Raw genomic sequence first — 18,512 nt, forward strand, 5'->3', positions numbered from 1 at the left:
CGCCATGGCCCATTTTCCAGTGACCGCAAATCCCCTCGACGATCCGTTCTACTACTTGAACAACTTCATGCAAGTGCTTGATTGGCTTGAACAGCGCTTTGCCGATGTGCTGAGCGTCGACGAACTGCGTTTCATTAATGAGTTTAAGCGGTTGCCCCGTGAATCGCAGGCACTGCTGGTCAGAATGGTCATGCGCAAGGGCGTTCATTTCAGGGCAAGCAAGCTGCATTACGAGGAGATCGGCGATATCGGCTGCGCCGTCGAACCGCTGTTGGCGCTCGGCTGGGTCGATGAGCGAATGCCGTTGGCGGTCCAAGGGCTGTTCGAGGTGCTGCTCAAGGGGGAAATCCTCCAGGCTTTTGGCCCGGCAATCGATCAACCCAAAGGCAAGAAAGCCGATTGGTTGCCAGCGCTGTGCGAACAGTTTCCCCAGGTGCAAAGCTTCAACGACTGGTGCCCGACCCTGGACGAGCGCCTGTTCAGCCTGACCATCATGCAATTGTGCGATCGCCTGCGCCTGATGTTTTTCGGCAACCTGTATCAGGACTGGTCGGAGTTCGTGTTGGCCGACCTCGGTATCTACACCTACGAAAAAGTTGAATTCTGCGCCGAGTCCCGTGGCTTGCGCAGCCGCGAAGACGTGGACGCCTGCGTCCTCCTGCACGGGTACCAGCAACAATTGGAGGCCGGTGAAGCACTGGAAGAGGTGGCCGAGCGGATCAAGGGCCTGGCGCTGGACAATCCCTGGTTGCAACGCCGACGCGGCAAGCTGCTGTTCCAGATGGCCCAGTACTGCGAACGCATCGCGGATTTCTCCATGGCCCTGAACCTGTACCGCGAATGCGCATATCCCGGCGCGCGGGCGCGGCTCATCCGCGTGCTTGAACGCAGCGGCCAGTTCGAGCAGGCCATGGACCTGGCCGAGCAAGCCGAACAGGCGCCGCAAAGCGCCGCCGAACATCAGCAGTTGCTCCGCGTGCTGCCACGCCTGCGACGCAAGCTCGGCGGGCCGCCCATCAAGCGGGCAGCGCCTCGGGAAATGCAGCGCCTGGACCTGCAATTGCCCAGGACAGACCCGGCGTTATCGGTGGAGTTCTACGTTCAGGCGCATCTGGCGCAAGAGTCGGCGCCGGTGCACTACGTCGAAAACAGTCTGGTCAATTCACTGTTTGGCCTGCTGTGTTGGCCAGCGATCTTCGCGCCTTTGCCGGGGGCGTTCTTTCACCCGTTCCAGCGCGGGCCGGTGGACTTGCTCAGCGAAGACTTCCAGCTCCGCCGTGCCGAACTGTTTCAGGCGTGCCTGGACGAACTCGACGACGGGCGCTATCGGCAGACCATCCGCGAACGTTATGCCGCCAAATGGGGCGTGCAGTCGCCGTTCGTGTTCTGGAGCGTGCTCAGCGAGGAGTTGCTGGCGCAAGCCCTCGATTGCCTCCCGGCCGAGCACCTCAAGCACTGGTTCAACCGCCTCTTGCTGGACATCAAGGCCAATCGCGCCGGCATGCCGGACCTGATCCAGTTCTGGCCGCAACAAAAGACCTACCGCATGATCGAAGTCAAAGGCCCGGGCGATCGCCTGCAGGACAACCAGCTGCGCTGGCTGGAGTTCTGCCACGAACACCAGATGCCGATCGCCGTGTGCTACGTGCAATGGGCGGAGCAGGGCGATTGAGCTACAGCATTGCGGTGCGGGCGCTGTGCGAGTTCACCGCCAAGGTCGGCGACCTCGACCTGCGCTTTACACCGTCACCGACTGCGCTGGAAGGTATCGTCGGGCACCGTACGGTGGCCTCGCGACGTAGCGAGGGCTACCAAAGCGAAGTCGCCCTGGAGGGCCAGTATCAGACCTTGACGGTCAAGGGCAGGGCGGATGGCTATGACCCCGGGCAAAACTGCCTGGAGGAGGTCAAGACCTTCCGCGGCGACTTGAGCAAACAACCGGCCAACCACCGCCAATTGCATTGGGCCCAGGTGAAAATCTACGGCTGGTTGATGTGCCGGAAACTGGATCTGGCACGGATCAATCTGGCTCTGGTGTACTTCGACATCGTCAGCGAGAAGGAGACCTGCCTGGTCGAGCCTTTCGAAGCCAGCGAGCTGCAACAATTCTTCGAATGGCATTGCGCGCTGTTCCTGCAATGGGCCGAACAGGAAGTCGCTCATCGAGAAGGGCGCAACCGGGCGGCGCAGGGCCTGGCCTTTCCCCATGCCGGTTTTCGACCGGGGCAACGCCATCTGGCCGAGTCGGTGTTCAAGGCCGTCAGCACGGGGCGCTGCCTGATGGCCCAGGCGCCCACGGGCATCGGCAAGACCCTGGGCACCTTGTTCCCGATGCTCAAGGCCCTGGCGCCGCAGCAACTGGACAAAGTTTTCTTTCTCACGGCGAAAACCCCGGGACGCCAACTGGCCCTGGACGCCGCACAAGTGATTCTGAACAGCGCCGATGCGCCACCGTTGCGGGTGCTGGAGATGATCGCCCGGGACAAGGCCTGCGAACACCCGGACAAAGCCTGTCACGGTGAGTCCTGCCCGCTGGCCCGGGGTTTCTACGATCGCCTGCCCGCCGCACGGCAGGCGGCCAGCGAACTGAGCCTTCTGAACCAGAGCGCCTTGCGCGAGGTTGCCCTGGCGCACGATGTCTGTCCGTATTACCTGAGCCAGGAAATGGCGCGTTGGGCCGACGTGGTGGTTGCCGACTACAACTATTACTTCGATTTCAGTGCGCTGCTGTTCGGTCTGGCCCAGGCTAATAACTGGAAAGTCGCGGTGCTGGTGGACGAAGCCCATAACCTGGTGGAACGCGGCCGGCAGATGTACAGCGCCAGTCTCGATCAGGCGACCTTCAACGGCGTGCGCAAAACCGCGCCCGAAGTGCTGAAAAAACCGATGCAGCGGGTCAATCGTGAGTGGAATGCCCTGCATAACGGGCAAACCGGCGCCTATCAGGCCTATGACAAGGCGCCGGAAAAGCTGCTTCAGGCACTGTCATCGTGCAGCGCCAGCATCGGTGACTACCTCAACGATCACCCTCAGGGCCTGGACAGCGCACTGCTGGGGTTTTACTTCGACATGCTGCACTTTTGCCGGGTCGCCGAACTGTTCGATGAGCAGTTCCTGTTCGACATCAGCAAGCGCGATCTCGAGCGCCGGCGCAACCTCTCGCAACTGTGCCTGCGCAATGTGGTCCCCGCCGGGTTCATCCGCCCGCGCCTGACCGCCGCGCGTAGCACGGTGCTGTTTTCCGCGACCCTCAGCCCCCGGCGCTATTACGCCGATTTACTGGGAACACCGGCGGACACCGTGTGCATCGACGTCGAGTCGCCGTTTCACGCCGATCAACTGCAAGTGCACATCGTCGACCAGATCTCCACCCGGTTCGTGCATCGCCAGTCGTCTCTGGAACCGATCGTGGACTTGATCGCCAGACAGTTCTGCGAGCGCCCCGGCAATTACCTGGCGTTTTTCAGCAGCTTCGATTATTTGCAGCAGGTGGCGCAGTTACTCGCCGAGAAGCATCCGCACATCAGTCTGTGGTCGCAGTCCCGAGGCATGGGCGAAGCGCAACGCCAGCAGTTTCTCGATCAATTCCACGCCGACGGCCAGGGTGTCGGCTTTGCGGTGCTGGGCGGGGCTTTTGGTGAAGGCATCGATTTGCCCGGTGCCAGGTTGATCGGCGCGTTTATCGCCACCCTGGGGCTGGCGCAACTCAATCCGGTGAACGAGCAACTGAAGCGGCGCATGGCCGCCATTTTTGGCGCCGGTTACGACTATACGTATCTGTTTCCCGGCGTACAGAAAGTGGTGCAGGCCGCTGGACGGGTGATCCGCACGCAACAGGATCGAGGGGTGGTGATGTTGATCGACGACCGTTTTGGCGAGAGCAAAGTCAGGCAGTTGCTGCCGCGTTGGTGGGCGATAGCCGGCAATTGTGCGGAGTATCACAGCATCGGGTTGTCACCCTGTGGGAGCGAGCTTGCTCGCGATGGCGCACTGTCAGGCAACATCATTGCCGACTGACAGGACGCCATCGCGAGCAAGCTCGCTCCCACAGGGATCTTCGTTGTTGCGGATGGCGGGTCAGGCTTTGAGATTGCGCAAACTGCGCTCTATCCGTGCGATGCCTTCTTCCAGCAGTGACCGTGGGCAGCCGAAATTCAGGCGCACGAACTGCTTGCAGTCATCGCCGAAGTCCAGGCCGGCGCTCAAGCCGACCTTGGCCTGTTCCAGGAAGAACTGCTGCGGGTTGTCCAGCCCCAGTGCCGTGCAGTCGAGCCATGCCAGGTAGGTGCTTTGCGGCAGGTTCATGGTGATGCCCGGCAGGCGGGTGCGCACGGCCTCTGCCAGGAAGTCGCGGTTGCCTTGCAGGTAGACCTTCAGCTCGGCCAGCCATGGCGCCGCTTCGCTGTAGGCGACGCGGGTGGCTTCCATGCCCAGCGGATTGACGCTGTCGACCATGCCGCAACGGGCGTGGTTGACCTTCTCGCGCAGGTGGCGGTCCTGGATGATCATGAACGAGGTTTTCAGGCCGGCGATGTTGTAGGCCTTGCTCGCCGACATCAGCGTGATGGTGCGCTGGGCGATTTGCGGGCTCAGGGTCGCCATCGGAATGTGCTGGCGACCGTCGAAGCACAATTCGGCGTGGATCTCGTCGGAAATGATCCAGGCACCGTGCTCAAGGCAAATGTCGGCAATGGCTTGCAGCTCTGCGCGGGGGAAGGCCTTGCCCAAGGGGTTATGCGGGTTGCTCAGCAGCAGTGCGCCACCACCTTGCAGCGACTGGCTCAGGGTATCCAGCGGCGTGGAGTAGGTGCCGTCGGCTTGGGCATCGAAGTTCAGTTCGACCTTGTTCAGGCCCCAATGCCCGGGCGCATGGCGCAGCGGCGGGTAGTTCGGGACCTGGACCACGACGTTCTGTGGCGCCTGCACCAGTGCCTTCAACGCCATGTTGAAACCGGACTCGACGCCCGGCAGGAAAATCAGCTCCTGGGGCTCGACGCGCCAGGCGTACTTGTTCCAGAGGTCGGCAACGATTGCCTCGCGCAGGTCATCCTGGGCCACGCTGTAGCCGACCATCGGGTGTTCCAGTCGTTTTTGCAGGGCCTGGATGATCACCGGCGGCGCGGCGAAATCCATGTCGGCGACCCACATCGGCAACACGTCGGCCGGGTAGCGGCTCCACTTGGTACTGCCGGTGTTGTGGCGGTCGAACACCTGATCAAAATCGAAAGTCATGCTTAGTCTCATGAAAGCTGGGTTGGAATGCTGACCATGATAATCGCCAAGCCCTGTGGGAGCGAGCTTGCTCGCGATGACTGACACCACAATCCCTGTGGGATCGCCGCACCGCCGCTCCCACAGGGATTGTGTCCGTCAATATATTGCCCGACGGTCGGCTCTCGTGGCGAATTCGACAGCCCTGTCTAAAATTCAACTGTCGGCAGCCAGACTGCCCAGACCGTGGTTGTTCAAAAAGCCCGGCCATGTACCGGGTTCCACCTGATCAGGAGTGCACGATGGATCTCAGCCGTCGTCAGTTCTTCAAGGTCGCCGGTATCGGCCTTGCAGGCTCTAGCCTGGGCGCGTTGGGCATGGCCCCGACGCTTGCCTTTGCCGAACAGGTGCGTCACTTCAAGCTCGCCCACACCCATGAAACCCGCAACACCTGCCCGTATTGCTCGGTCGGTTGCGGCGTGATCATGTACAGCCAGGGCGATACGGCGAAGAATGTCGCGCAAAATATCATCCACATCGAAGGTGATGCCGACCATCCGGTCAACCGCGGCACCCTTTGCCCCAAAGGCGCAGGCCTGCTGGACTTCATTCACAGCCCCGGACGCCTGCAATACCCGCAGGTGCGCAAAGCCGGCGGCACCGAGTGGACCCGCGTCTCCTGGGATGAAGCGCTCGATCGCATTGCCGACCTGATGAAGGCCGACCGCGACGCCAACTTCATCGAGAAGAACGCCCAGGGTCAAACGGTGAACCGTTGGCTGACCACCGGTTTCCTCGCGGCCTCGGCGGCGTCCAACGAAGCCGGCTACATCACCCACAAGGTGGTGCGCAGTCTCGGCATGCTGGGGTTTGATAACCAGGCGCGTGTCTGACACGGCCCGACGGTGGCAAGTCTTGCCCCGACGTACGGCCGTGGTGCCATGACCAATACCTGGACCGATATCGCCAACGCGAATCTGGTTCTGGTGATGGGCGGCAACGCAGCAGAAGCGCATCCGTGCGGCTTCAAATGGGTGACCGAAGCCAAGGCGCACAACAAGGCTCGCCTGATCGTGGTCGATCCGCGTTTTACCCGGACCGCCTCGGTGGCCGACTATTACGCGCCGATCCGCACCGGCACCGACATCGCCTTCATGGGCGGGCTGATCAATTACCTGCTGACCGAGGACAAGATCCAGCACGAATACGTGCGCAACTACACCGACGTGTCGTTCATCGTCAAAGCCGGCTATGGCTTCGAGGACGGAATCTTCAGCGGCTACGACGTCGCCAAGCGTGCCTACACCGACAGGTCCGGCTGGGGCTATGAGCTTGGCGAGGACGGGTTTGCCAAGGTCGATCCGACGTTGCAGGACCCGCGCTGCGTCTATCAATTGATGAAGCAGCACTACAGCCGTTACACCAAGGAACTGGCGAGCCAGATCTGCGGCATGCCAGTCGATGCCATGCAGAAAATCTGGGAGGAAATCGCCACTTGCTCGACGCCGGGCAAGACCATGACCATTCTCTACGCCCTGGGCTGGACCCAGCACTCGGTCGGTTCGCAGATGATCCGCAGTGCGGCGATGGTGCAACTGTTGCTGGGTAACGTCGGCATGCCGGGCGGCGGCGTCAACGCCTTGCGCGGGCACTCCAACATCCAGGGGCTGACCGACCTGGGCCTGCTCTCCAACGCACTGCCAGGCTACCTCACGCTACCTGGCGATGCCGAACAGGATTACAACGCCTACATCGTCAAGCGCACGCAAAAACCGTTGCGCCCGGGGCAACTGTCTTACTGGCAGAACTACGGCAAGTTCCACGTCAGCCTGATGAAAGCCTGGTACGGCGCCAACGCCACGGCCGAGAACAACTGGGCCTACGACTACCTGCCTAAACTGGACATTTCCCAATACGACATCCTCAAGGTGTTTGATTTGATGGGCCAGGGCAAGGTCAACGGCTACATGTGCCAGGGCTTCAACCCGATTGCCGCGCTGCCGGACAAGAACCGGGTGACCGCGGCACTGGCCAAATTGAAGTGGCTGGTGGTGATGGACCCGCTCGCCACCGAAACCTCGGAGTTCTGGCGCAATGTCGGGCCGTACAACGATGTGAAGAGCGCCGACATCCAGACCGAAGTCATTCGCCTGCCCACCACCTGCTTTGCCGAGGAGGACGGCTCGCTGGTAAACAGCAGCCGCTGGCTGCAATGGCACTGGAAGGGCGCGGATGGCCCTGGCGAAGCGCGCACCGACATCCGCATCATGAGTGAACTGTTCCTGCGCCTGCGCCAGCGTTATCAGGCCAATGGCGGCAAATTCCCCGATCCGATGCTCAAACTGTCGTGGCCGTACAAGATCCCCGAGGAACCTTCGCCGGAAGAGCTGGCCAAGGAAATCAACGGCTCTGCCACCACCGACTTCACCGATGCCACTGGCGCGGCGATCAAGGCCAATGCGCAACTGGCCGGATTCGCCCAGCTCAAGGACGACGGCAGCACGGCGTCCGGTTGCTGGATTTTCTGTGGCAGCTGGACCGAACTCGGTAACCAGATGGCTCGCCGCGACAACAGTGACCCGTACGGCATGCACCAGACCCAAGGTTGGGCCTGGGCCTGGCCGGCCAACCGACGGATTCTCTACAACCGCGCTTCGGCGGACCTGCAAGGCAAGCCGTGGGATCCGAAAAAACGCCTGGTGTGGTGGAACGGCAAGACCTGGGGCGGCACCGATGTGCCGGACTACAAGGCTGATGTGGCGCCGGAAGCGGGGATGAATCCGTTCATCATGAACCCTGAGGGCGTGGCGCGATTCTTCGCCGTCGACAAGATGAACGAAGGCCCGTTCCCTGAACACTACGAGCCGTTCGAAACGCCGATCGGCATCAACCCGCTGCACCCGCAAAACAAGAAAGCCACCAGCAACCCGGCGGCGCGGATCTTCGATTCGGTCTGGGATTCCCTTGGCGTGGCCAAGGATTACCCGTACGCCGCCACCAGTTACCGGCTGACCGAGCACTTCCACTTCTGGACCAAGCATTGCAAGCTCAACGCGATTACCCAACCGGAGCAATTCGTCGAGATCGGTGAAGTGTTGGCCAAGGAAAAAGGCATCGTCGCCGGCGACCGGGTACGGGTCAGCAGCAAGCGTGGCTTCATCGAAGCGGTGGCGGTGGTGACCAAGCGGATTCGTCCGTTGCAGGTCAACAATCAGGTGGTGCACCAGATCGGCATTCCGTTGCACTGGGGCTTTACCGGCCTCACGCGCCACGGTTACCTGACCAACACCCTGGTGCCGTTCCTCGGCGATGGCAACACCCAGACCCCGGAATCCAAGTCATTCCTGGTCAACGTGGAGAAAGTCTAAATGGCCAGCCAAGACATCATTGCCCGCTCGGCCACCACCACACCCGCGCCCTCGGTGCGCGGCATGGAGGAAGTCGCCAAGCTGATCGACACCACCAAATGCATCGGCTGCAAGGCCTGCCAGGTCGCCTGCTCGGAATGGAACGAGTTGCGTGACGAGGTCGGCCATAACCATGGCACCTACGACAATCCGCAAGACCTCACCGCAGAAACCTGGACGCTGATGCGCTTCACCGAGCACGAGACCGACGCCGGCAACCTGGAGTGGCTGATTCGCAAGGACGGCTGCATGCATTGTGCCGAGCCCGGTTGCCTGGCGGCATGCCCCAGCCCGGGGGCGATCATCAAGCACGCCAATGGCATCGTCGATTTCGATCAGGATCATTGCATCGGTTGCGGTTACTGCATCACCGGGTGTCCGTTCAACATTCCACGGATCTCGCAAAAGGATCACAAGGCCTACAAATGCACCTTGTGCTCTGACCGGGTGGCGGTCGGGCTGGAACCGGCCTGCGTGAAAACCTGCCCGACCGGTGCCATCGTGTTCGGCTCCAAGGACGACATGAAGGAGCATGCGGCCGAGCGCATCGTCGACCTCAAGAGCCGGGGCTTTGAAAACGCCGGCCTGTACGACCCTGAAGGCGTCGGTGGCACCCACGTGATGTACGTGTTGCACCACGCCGATACGCCAAGACTGTACGCCGGTTTGCCCGATCACCCGGCAATCAGTCCGTTAGTGGGGCTGTGGAAAGGCATCAGCAAACCGCTGGCGCTGCTCGCAATGGGCGCAGCGGTACTGGCCGGGTTCTTCCACTACGTGCGCGTCGGCCCGCAAATCGTCGAAGAGGATGAACATCCGCAGCCGCCGGACACCGCCGTGCATGAAGTCGATCCGTCGGTGCACACCTTCGATCCCCGTGGGGAGGGCAGGCCATGAGCAACAAGACGATCCTGCGCTACACCGGCAACCAGCGCACCAATCACTGGCTGGTGGCGATTCTGTTCCTCATGGCCGGGCTGTCCGGGCTGGCGCTGTTCCACCCGGCGCTGTTCTGGCTGAGCAACCTGTTCGGCGGCGGACCATGGACACGCATCCTGCACCCGTTCATGGGCGTGCTGATGTTCGTGCTGTTTCTCGGCCTGGTGTTTCGCTTCTGGCGCGCCAATTACTTCATCGCCAATGATCGCCTGTGGCTCAAGCGCATCGACCGGGTGATGAAGAATGAAGAGGAGGGCGTCCCGCCCATCGGCAAGTACAACCCCGGGCAGAAGCTGCTTTTCTGGACTTTACTGCTGTGCATGTTGGTGCTGTTGTTCAGCGGGCTGGTGATCTGGCGTGCGTACTTCAGCGAGTATTTCGGCATCACCGCGATACGCTGGGCGATGTTGCTGCATGCGTTGGCCGCTTTTGTGCTGATCCTGAGCATCATCGTGCACATCTATGCCGGTATCTGGATCAAGGGCTCGGTCAGCGCCATGTTGCACGGCAGGGTCAGCCGCGGCTGGGCCAGGAAACACCATGAACTCTGGTATCGCCAAGTGACTCAAGATGAGACCCGCGACGAAGCTCCTACGCGTCCGATCACCAAAAAGGGCTGACATTTGCCAACCATCCTGGAACCTGGAGAAATCGAAGCGGCGGCCAGTTCGCCGCCGTTCCTGTACATGCCGCCGCATAACCTGTTCAGCCTGCGCGCCCAGCGCCTGGAAGCGTTGGCCGAAGGGCACCCGTTGGCCGATTACCTGCGCCTGATCGCCGGGGTGTGCCGGGTGCAGCAACAGGTGCTGGACGACCCGCCGCAAAGTGAACCCCTTGACCGACAACGCATCGAATTGTGCCAGCAACACGGTTTGCCGCCGTTCGCGGCCGACAGCCTGGCACGCGAAGACGATTGGCAGCGTTACCTCGATGCCCTGTTACAGCGCTATAACGCACCGCCGCAATCTGCCGTGGCCGATGCCGTGGACACCTTGCGCCTGGCCGATGCCGGGCAACGCCGTGCCTGGGCGGTGGCACTGATCAGCGGCCAGTATTCGCTGGTGCCGGCCGCGTTGGTGCCGTTTCTCGGTGCGGCGTTGCAAACGGCCTGGAGCCACTGGCTGTTGAGCACGCCGAACCTGGTGCTGACCGCCGGCGACAGCCTCAGCCAGTGCCCGGCCTGTGGCTCGCCGGCCATGGCCGGGGTGATCCGCCATCGCGGCAAGCACAACGGCTTGCGTTATCTGGTCTGTTCGCTGTGTACCTGCGAGTGGCATGTGGTGCGCGTCAAATGCGTGTATTGCGAGCAGAGCAAGGGCCTGGAATACCTCAGCCTTGAAAGTGATCGCCATGCCGCCAACCAGGCGCCGTTGCGCGCCGAAGTCTGCCCCGGTTGTAACAGCTATCTGAAGTTGCTTTATCTGGAGAACGATGCGGATGCCGAAGCACTGTCGGCAGACCTGTCCAGCCTGATGCTCGACATGCGCCTGAGCCAGGACGGTTATCAGCGTCTGGCACCTAATCTGTTGTTGGCGCCGGGAGACGAGTAACCGCAGCGTCTACACTCTGGCGCGAGGGTCATTCGTTTTCAGGAGCGCCAGATGTCTGCACGCAGTGCCAGCCAACCCCTGCGTCTACCTTCGATCGACAGTTTGTTGCGTCACCCGGCGTGCCAGCCGTTGGCCGAGCGCTATGGGCGCGATGCCTTACTGGCTGCCTTGCGGCAATTGCTTGATGAACTGCGCGAAGGGGGGCGGCAGGGTTTACTCGAGTCTGTTGAAGTCAGCCCTGAGGTACTGGCGGGCAGGGTAGGCGAGCGCTTGGCCATCCAGCATCGCAGCCATGTGCGCCGGGTGTTCAACCTCACCGGCACGGTCTTGCACACCAACCTTGGCCGGGCGCTGTTGCCCGAGGAAGCGATCGAGGCGGTGCAAATGGCCGCCCGTTATCCGCTCAACCTCGAATTCGACCTGCGCAGCGGCAAGCGCGGAGATCGCGACGACCTGATCGAAGGCTTGATCCGCGAACTGACCGGCGCCGAAGCGGTGACCGTGGTCAACAACAATGCCGCGGCGGTGCTCTTGACCCTCAACAGCCTGGGCGCACGCAAGGAAGGGATTATTTCCCGGGGCGAACTGATTGAAATCGGCGGCGCCTTCCGTATCCCCGACATCATGGCCCGCGCGGGGGTGAAGCTGATTGAGGTCGGCACCACCAACCGCACCCATGCCCGCGACTACGAGGCGGCCATCGGCCCGCGCAGTGGTTTGATCATGCGCGTGCATGCAAGCAACTACAGCATTCAAGGTTTCACCACGAGCGTGCCAACTGCGGAGCTGGCACAAATTGCCCTCCAACATGGACTGCCACTGCTCGAAGACCTCGGCAGCGGTAGCCTGCTGGACTTGACACGCTGGGGGTTGCCGGCGGAACCGACGGTGCGCCAGGCGCTGCTGGATGGCGCGGACATCGTCACCTTCAGTGGCGACAAACTGCTCGGCGGACCACAGGCCGGGGTGATTGTCGGGCGCAAGGAACTGATCGCCAGGATCAAGAAAAACCCCCTTAAACGTGCGCTACGGGTCGACAAAATGACCCTGGCGGCCCTGGAAGCGGTGCTGGGTCTGTACCGCAACCCCGATCGCCTCGCCGAGCGTTTGCCAAGCCTTCGCCTGTTGACCCGGTCACAGGCCGATATCCTCGCCCAGGCTGAGCGTTTGCGGCCGGCGCTGGCCCAAGTGCTGGGTGATGGCTGGAGCGTCAGTGCCATGCCCGCACTGGGCATGATCGGCAGCGGCAGCCAGCCGGTAGCGCGGCTGGCCAGCGCCGCGCTGTGTCTGCGCCCGTTGACGTCCAAGCGCTTGCGCGGGCGCTCCCTGTTGACGCTGGAAGAAGCCTTTCGCGCCTTGCCGATTGCGGTCCTGGGGCGCATCGACGATGACGCCCTGTGGCTGGACCTGCGGCAACTGGACGACGAACCGGCATGGCTGGCGCAACTCGATCAATTACAGGTGGAGGGCCGGGCAGGGTGATTGTCGGCACCGCGGGGCACATCGACCATGGCAAGACGGCGCTGCTCCAGGCGTTGACCGGTCAGGCGGGTGACCGGCGCCGCGAAGAGCGTGAGCGCGGCATGACCATCGACCTGGGCTACCTGTATGCCGCGCTGGAGGCGGGTGCACAGTTGACCGGATTCATCGACGTTCCCGGCCATGAGCGCTTCACCCACAACATGCTGGCCGGGGCGCAGGGCGTCGATCTGGTGTTGCTGGTGGTGGCCGCTGATGATGGGGTGATGCCGCAGACCCGCGAGCATCTGGCGATTGTCCAGTTGTTGGGCATTCCCCGGGCATTGGTGGCGATAAGCAAGTGCGACCGGGTCGACAGCGCCCGGGTACAAGACGTGCGCGAGCAGATCCGTACCTTGCTGGCGCCCGGACCCTATGCCGATGCACCGCTGATTGCGTTGTCGAGCGTGACCGGCGAGGGCATCGAAACCCTGCGCCAACAATTGCTGCAAGCCCAGCGTGAAGTACAGCAGCGCAGCACCGACGGTGGTTTTCGCCTGGGGATCGACCGGGCTTTCAGCGTGGCCGGGGCCGGTATCGTAGTGACCGGCACGGCGCTGTCCGGTCAGGTCGCGGTGGGCGATACCTTGCTGCTGGGGCCACAAGGCAAACCGGTGCGCATCCGTGGCCTGCACGCGCAAAACCAGGCCACCGACCATGCCTTTGCCGGCCAGCGCGTGGCGTTGAACCTGAGTGCCGAACGGCTGGCGCTGGAGCACATCCATCGCGGCCACTGGCTGCTGGCCGAGGGCTTGTACGCGCCTACCCGGCGCCTGGATATCGACATGCAGTTGCTTGCCGGCGAACCCCGGGCCTTCGAACACTTTCAACCGGTGCACGTGCACCTCGGCACCCAGGACATAACCGGGCGCGTCGCCTTGCTGGAAGGCATCAGCCTGGCACCCGGTGGGCGGATGTTTGCGCAACTGCTGCTCAATACACCGGTACATGCGGTGAAGGGCGATCCGCTGATCCTGCGTGACCAGAGTGCCCAACGAACCCTGGGTGGTGGCCGGGTACTCGATCCGTTTGCACCCGCACGGCAACGCCGCAGCCCTGAACGGTTGGCGCAGTTGGACACGCTGGCGAACTGTGCCGGGCTGGAAGAGGTTTTGCCGGCTTTGCTGGCCCATAGCGACACCGGGATCGATCCTCAGCGTCTGGAGCGGCAATTCAACCGACCGCGCAACAGTTGGGTGTTGCCCGCTGACGTGCGCCTGATCAATACCCGTCAAGGCCCATTGTTGTTCAATGCAAGTCGCTGGGAATCCTTGAAAGCGCCTTTAGTGGACCAGCTCGCGCGTTTCCATCTACTCGAACCGGATCAGATGGGGCCGGACCGGGACCGACTGCGTCGATTCAGCGGCAGCACTCTGGAGCGTTCAACCTTTATCAGTCTGCTCGATGAGTTGTTGGTCGGCGGTGACATCGCCAGCAGCGGTCCGTGGTTGCACCTGCCCGGACATCAAGTGCGCTTGAGTGATGAGGATGAAGCCCTATGGCTACAATTGCAGCCGTTATTCGAACAGGCCGGATTCGACCCGCCCTGGGTGCGCAACCTGGGACAAGACGAAGCGACCGTGCGCGCATTGCTGCGCAAAATGGCGCGCCTGGGCTTGATGCACCAGGTGGTACGCGACCTGTTTTACACCGACGGCATGATTCGCCGATTGGCGGCTATGCTGTTGCAACTGGCGGACGCCAACCCGGTGATCCAGGTGGCGGCGTTTCGTGATGCGGTGGGTCTGGGGCGCAAGCGCAGTATCCAGATACTGGAGTACTTCGACCGTATCGGCCTGACCCGGCGCATTGGAGATCGACGGCAGATTCGCCTGGACAGTGCGTTGGCCCGGCGAAATGAGCTTTGATTCAGAGGCAATAATTCAAGGAAGGCAATCGCGCCCGGTGGCGCGGCCGGGCTTCAAACCCGGTTGGGGACGGCATCCGTTCCCGGGCAGGTTCGACTCCGGCTGCCTTCCGCCACTTTCCGCTCAGAACGGCCCGAAGCCCAGCGGGTACTGAATGACTACGTACACCCGGTCTATGTCGTCGCCGGCCTGGGCGGCATTCGCCCGGTGCGACACATGGGACAGTTGCAACGACAAACCCTTGGCCGCTCCGGACTGCACGACGTAGTGCAGGTCGATGTCCCGCTCCCAGTGCTTACCCCCATCACCTTGTTGCGGCGTGAAGGTACCGGTCGCCGGGTCGAACGGGTTGTAGGCTCCGCCTTGTGGTGCATGGGTGCCGTCGATCTGGCCGCCGGTGACGTAGCGGGTCATGAATTTCAGACCGGGTACCCCGAAGTTGGCCAAGTCCAGGTCGTAACGAACCTGCCAGGAGCGTTCGTGGGCGCCGTTGAAGTCGGCGTACTTGATCGAGTTGGCGAGGTAGATGGAGTCGCCACCGACGAAATCGAACGGCGTATCACCATCGACTTTCTGGTACGCCAAGGTGAACCCATGGGCGCCGATCGTGTATCTGCCGGACAGGCTGTACGCCGTGTTATCAATGGCACCGGCCAGCGCCTGGCCAGTGTCCCGGGTGTGATAGAGGTTGGCGTCGAGGAACACTTCGGACTGCTTGAAGTGCAGGTTGCCGTAGTACTGGTGCCAGGTGTCGGTCAGATCCGACGCATACAGGGCGCCGCCAACCGGGCTTTGGGTGAACAGATCGGCGCCGACAAACGAAATGCCGCCGGCCTCTGTGTTGGCGCCATAGCCGAAAAAGTTGCCCTTGCCTGAAGCACTGTCCTGATTCTTGAATGCCGTGAAGTGGCCGGCTTGCAGGTTCATGCCGGCGATTTCGCGGCTATCGAGCAGAAATCCGGTGGCGTACTCCGGTTGCAGGCGTTTGTCCGCGGTGTCGAATACCGGGCTTTCGACCTCCATTTCACCAAACGCCAGGGTGGTGTTCGAAGCCTTGAGCTTGATCGCGCCGCCACCGCTGGAGTAGTTGCTATCGCTACGACCTTCACTGTCCAGCGGCAGCAATCCGGTCCCGGCGTGGCCCTTGCCGCCATCGAGTTTCAATCCAAGAAAGGCATGGGCATCGAGGCCGAAGCCTACGGCACCCGGCGTGAAGCCGGATTCAAAAGCACCGATAAAGCCTTGAGCCCATTCGGCTTTGTAGCTCTTGCCGGTCGGCGAGGGGGACCGATAGTCACTGTTCAGATAAAAGTTGCGGCTGAGTACGCCAAGCGTCGCACCGTCGAAAAATCCTTCTGCGCCTTGCGCCGGTTCATCGGCCAGTGCGTGGGTGGTCAACAGGCAGAAGCCCAGGGCAATGGCCGCCCTGAAATCTTGCGGGGAATGGATCATCAATGGGTCACCGCGGGGGCAGCGACAGCGTCGGGATGACGCAGTCGCTGGTTTTTTCAACGGACCTTAATGGCCTTCGGACGCACCAAACATTGTCTTGGCGTAGATCAGGCCCAGACCGTAGGCACCACCGTTGGCAATCGAGGTTTTCACCGTTTCGTCGTAGGTCTCGCTGCGGGCCCAGTCACGTTGCAGTTCCAGCAGGTATTGCAACGAAGTCATCGGCCGGGCGCCGATCTGGATCATGCGCTGCATGGCCATTTCATGGGCCTCGGTGCTGACGTCGCCGCAGGCGTCGGCAATCACATACACCTCGAACCCCTGGTCAATGGCCGACAACGCCGGGCCTACGATGCAAACCGACGTCCACAGACCGGCAAGGACAATCTTCTGCTTGCCGATGGCGTTGACCTCCACGGCGATACGCTCGTCTTCCCAGGTGTTCATGCTGGTGCGGTCGATGACGTTGTGTTCCGGGAACACGGCTTTGATTTCGTCGAAGATCGGCCCGGAAAAACTCTTCTCGGCGACGGTGGTGAGAATGGTCGAGACCTTGAAGCCACGCGCTGCCTTGGCCACCAGTGCGGCGTTGTTGCGCAGGGTGACGGCGTCGATCGACTTGGTCGCGAAGGACATCTGCGACTGGTGGTCGATCATGATCAGGGTGTGGTCGGTCGGGGTCAGCAGGGTTTTGCCGGGTACTGCCTTTGCAATGGCCATGACAGGGTCCTTACGGGGAGTTAGTGAGGTGGTCATGGTCGCGTAGATCGGGTCGGGAATATTGAATCGGTGTGCTGTCTTTGATGACACCGAGGCGGGGCGGGAAGCCAACCGTCGTGTCGATATTCGTCTGGTACCGGAAAAGGGCGCCTGTCTGTCGTCGACCTGAGGTTCGCTTCGGGAGCGGATGCCGGGGGGCGATATACCCTGTGGGAGCGAGCTCGCTCGCGATGAGGCCGGCACATCCAGCATTGATGTCAGCGGACACTCCGCCATCGCCAGCAGGCTCGCTCCCCATGCCGCCAAAACGAAATGAACGCCACTGGGGCGCTCATTTGTTCACGGGACTATGGGTTACTGCTTGTGCAAATCGCCGGGTTTCCAGGCCTTGTCGAAAAACGCCTTGGTCGGGCCATACAGGCGCAGGATCACGAAGAAGCCTTTGCCCGGCAGGGTGCGAATCCAGTTCTTGCCTTCACCCGGTGAATCCGGCCCAAAGTGCACGTCAATCGAACCGTCGGCATTCACCAGTGGCTTGTCCATGGCGTTCAACGACGGGAACGGCTGGCCGTTATCCACGCCCGAGGCGGTGATCGAGTCGTACACGGTTACCGACCAGAACAACGCCGCCGGAATGCCCTTGGGCAGGTTCAGTGTGTAGGCGTTACTGCCCGACAGGAACTCGCCCTTGGCGTCGACGAAGGTGGCCGGGTACTTGGCGCCGACGTTCTCCATGTTCACCGCCATGCCCGGGCTGGCCGAGTAGGCATTGGTGAAGAAACCGGTGCGTGGGTCGATGTAGTTGAAGGTGTCGGCAGTGAAGGTGGCGTTGCCCGGGAAGACGTTCAGCCACTTGCGGTCCGGGTACCAGGTGCCGTTGGCGACTATGGTTTGCGGGGTGTAGGAAGTGGCGTGGCCCATTTTGCTCGCGGTCTTCGCGGCCTTGTCGAGCAGGTCGCGGGTCGCCGTATCCGGCTGGAACGGCTTGCCCTTTATGATGCCCAAGGCGGCGAGCATGCCGCGCATTTCCATGTCCTGCGGGTCGACGTATTCATGGTCGATAAATCGCGAAAGCATGTCAAACGCGCTGCCATCGGTGGGGTAGAGCATGTTGACCGGGGTTTTCGAGGCGTTGGGGAACTCCATCTTCTTAGCCGTGGCTTCTTTGCCCAGCGGATAGATGCGCGTCTGCTCCATGAGCTTGACCGGTGCTTCCAGCTGTTTCGGGTCCTTGAAGAAACCGCGCCAGAACACAAACACGTTGTAGGTGCGTGAACGGTAGGTCAGGTAGCCCGCAGGCACGTCACCCTTGTAATCCGGTGGCAGCACCAGGTACTTGGCGCCCTTGCCTTGGTCCGGGCCGGGCAGGCCGACATCGCCGCACCACTGACGACCTTCGATCTGGCCTTCGGAGCAGATCGGCCGCTGGAAGAAGTCGTCGAGAATGCCCTGCATGCCCGGCGGCACTTCAATCACCATCGGGCCGTCCTGCTTCAGATCCAGATAGCCCATGGCGTAGATCACGTCGGAGTTCGGCGTAGTCACCAAGGTCTTGGCGTTGAGCCGGTCTTTCCAGATCGGCAACACGTTGTAGCCGGCACCGAAGGTTTTTTCCGAGCCTTCCTTCATGGCGTACATGTTCAATGCCGGCAGTGCCCAGATGTAGGACTGCACGGCGCGCTGGAACAGCAACTCGTTCTTGAGTTGGGCCACGCCTTCCAGGGTTGGATAACCGCCAACGAAGGGCAGGTCGGCCAGTTGTTCATAATGCGTGGCTGCCTGGGCGCCGAGGCTGACCGAAACGGCCAATGCCAGTGCGGTCAGTGTTTTGCTGGCTGCGTTCATCG

General features: G+C 61.8%; 12 protein-coding genes and 1 tRNA gene. 9 read left to right on the top strand and 4 right to left on the bottom strand.

Annotated elements, in window-relative coordinates:
- Window positions 1–4 precede the first annotated feature (4 nt).
- Window positions 5–1,672, top strand: coding sequence for a VRR-NUC domain-containing protein (locus tag AC07W4_RS18495; RefSeq protein WP_495033452.1), 1,668 nt, complete (start codon window positions 5–7; stop codon window positions 1,670–1,672).
- Window positions 1,669–4,017 carry an ATP-dependent DNA helicase gene (locus tag AC07W4_RS18500; protein ID WP_495033453.1) on the top strand — a complete coding sequence of 783 codons (2,349 nt, stop codon included), beginning with the start codon at window positions 1,669–1,671 and terminating at the stop codon, window positions 4,015–4,017. The genes AC07W4_RS18495 and AC07W4_RS18500 overlap by 4 nt, the downstream gene beginning before the upstream one ends.
- Before the next feature lie 60 nt (window positions 4,018–4,077).
- On the opposite strand, the gene AC07W4_RS18505 is transcribed toward AC07W4_RS18500, so the two are convergent.
- Entirely contained in the window at window positions 4,078–5,232 is a 1,155-nt protein-coding gene (locus AC07W4_RS18505) for a MalY/PatB family protein (RefSeq protein WP_495033454.1), read from the bottom strand.
- A 281-nt stretch (window positions 5,233–5,513) separates the two neighbouring features.
- Here AC07W4_RS18505 and fdnG point away from each other — a divergent pair, with 281 nt between their 5' ends.
- The 7 genes from fdnG (at window position 5,514) to AC07W4_RS18540 (ending at window position 14,608) form a co-directional block, all read left to right on the top strand.
- Window positions 5,514–8,579 (top strand): formate dehydrogenase-N subunit alpha, encoded by a 3,066-nt coding sequence (gene fdnG, locus AC07W4_RS18510; protein ID WP_495033455.1) that lies wholly within the window; start codon window positions 5,514–5,516, stop codon window positions 8,577–8,579.
- Window positions 8,580–9,515 carry a formate dehydrogenase subunit beta gene (gene fdxH, locus AC07W4_RS18515; RefSeq protein ID WP_150723815.1) on the top strand — a complete coding sequence of 312 codons (936 nt, stop codon included), beginning with the start codon at window positions 8,580–8,582 and terminating at the stop codon, window positions 9,513–9,515. It abuts the gene before it with no gap.
- A complete protein-coding gene (locus AC07W4_RS18520) occupies window positions 9,512–10,177 on the top strand; it encodes a formate dehydrogenase subunit gamma (RefSeq protein ID WP_495033456.1) in 666 nt (221 codons plus the stop codon). The genes fdxH and AC07W4_RS18520 overlap by 4 nt, the downstream gene beginning before the upstream one ends.
- A gap of 3 nt (window positions 10,178–10,180) precedes the next feature.
- On the top strand, window positions 10,181–11,107 hold the full coding sequence (fdhE, locus tag AC07W4_RS18525) for a formate dehydrogenase accessory protein FdhE (RefSeq protein WP_495033457.1): 927 nt from the start codon (window positions 10,181–10,183) through the stop codon (window positions 11,105–11,107).
- A gap of 51 nt (window positions 11,108–11,158) precedes the next feature.
- Complete coding sequence (gene selA, locus AC07W4_RS18530) at window positions 11,159–12,589, top strand: L-seryl-tRNA(Sec) selenium transferase (RefSeq protein WP_495033458.1); 1,431 nt, start codon at window positions 11,159–11,161, stop codon at window positions 12,587–12,589.
- On the top strand, window positions 12,586–14,493 hold the full coding sequence (gene selB / locus AC07W4_RS18535; protein WP_495033459.1) for a selenocysteine-specific translation elongation factor: 1,908 nt from the start codon (window positions 12,586–12,588) through the stop codon (window positions 14,491–14,493). Before selA ends, selB begins: the two co-directional genes overlap by 4 nt.
- Window positions 14,494–14,512: 19 nt before the next feature.
- Window positions 14,513–14,608, top strand: a tRNA-Sec gene (locus tag AC07W4_RS18540).
- A gap of 8 nt (window positions 14,609–14,616) precedes the next feature.
- Here AC07W4_RS18540 and AC07W4_RS18545 read toward each other — a convergent pair.
- From AC07W4_RS18545 to AC07W4_RS18555, 3 genes are all read right to left on the bottom strand, one after another.
- Entirely contained in the window at window positions 14,617–15,945 is a 1,329-nt protein-coding gene (locus AC07W4_RS18545; protein WP_495033460.1) for an OprD family porin, read from the bottom strand.
- A gap of 66 nt (window positions 15,946–16,011) precedes the next feature.
- Entirely contained in the window at window positions 16,012–16,665 is a 654-nt protein-coding gene (locus tag AC07W4_RS18550; protein WP_046043338.1) for a hydrolase, read from the bottom strand.
- Between the two features lie 354 nt (window positions 16,666–17,019).
- Window positions 17,020–18,510, bottom strand: a complete 1,491-nt coding sequence (locus tag AC07W4_RS18555; protein WP_495033461.1) for a DUF1254 domain-containing protein — start codon at window positions 18,508–18,510, stop codon at window positions 17,020–17,022.
- Between the last annotated feature and the right edge of the window lie 2 nt (window positions 18,511–18,512).

It is taken from the genome of Pseudomonas sp. GW821-FHT02A08 (assembly GCF_059422045.1).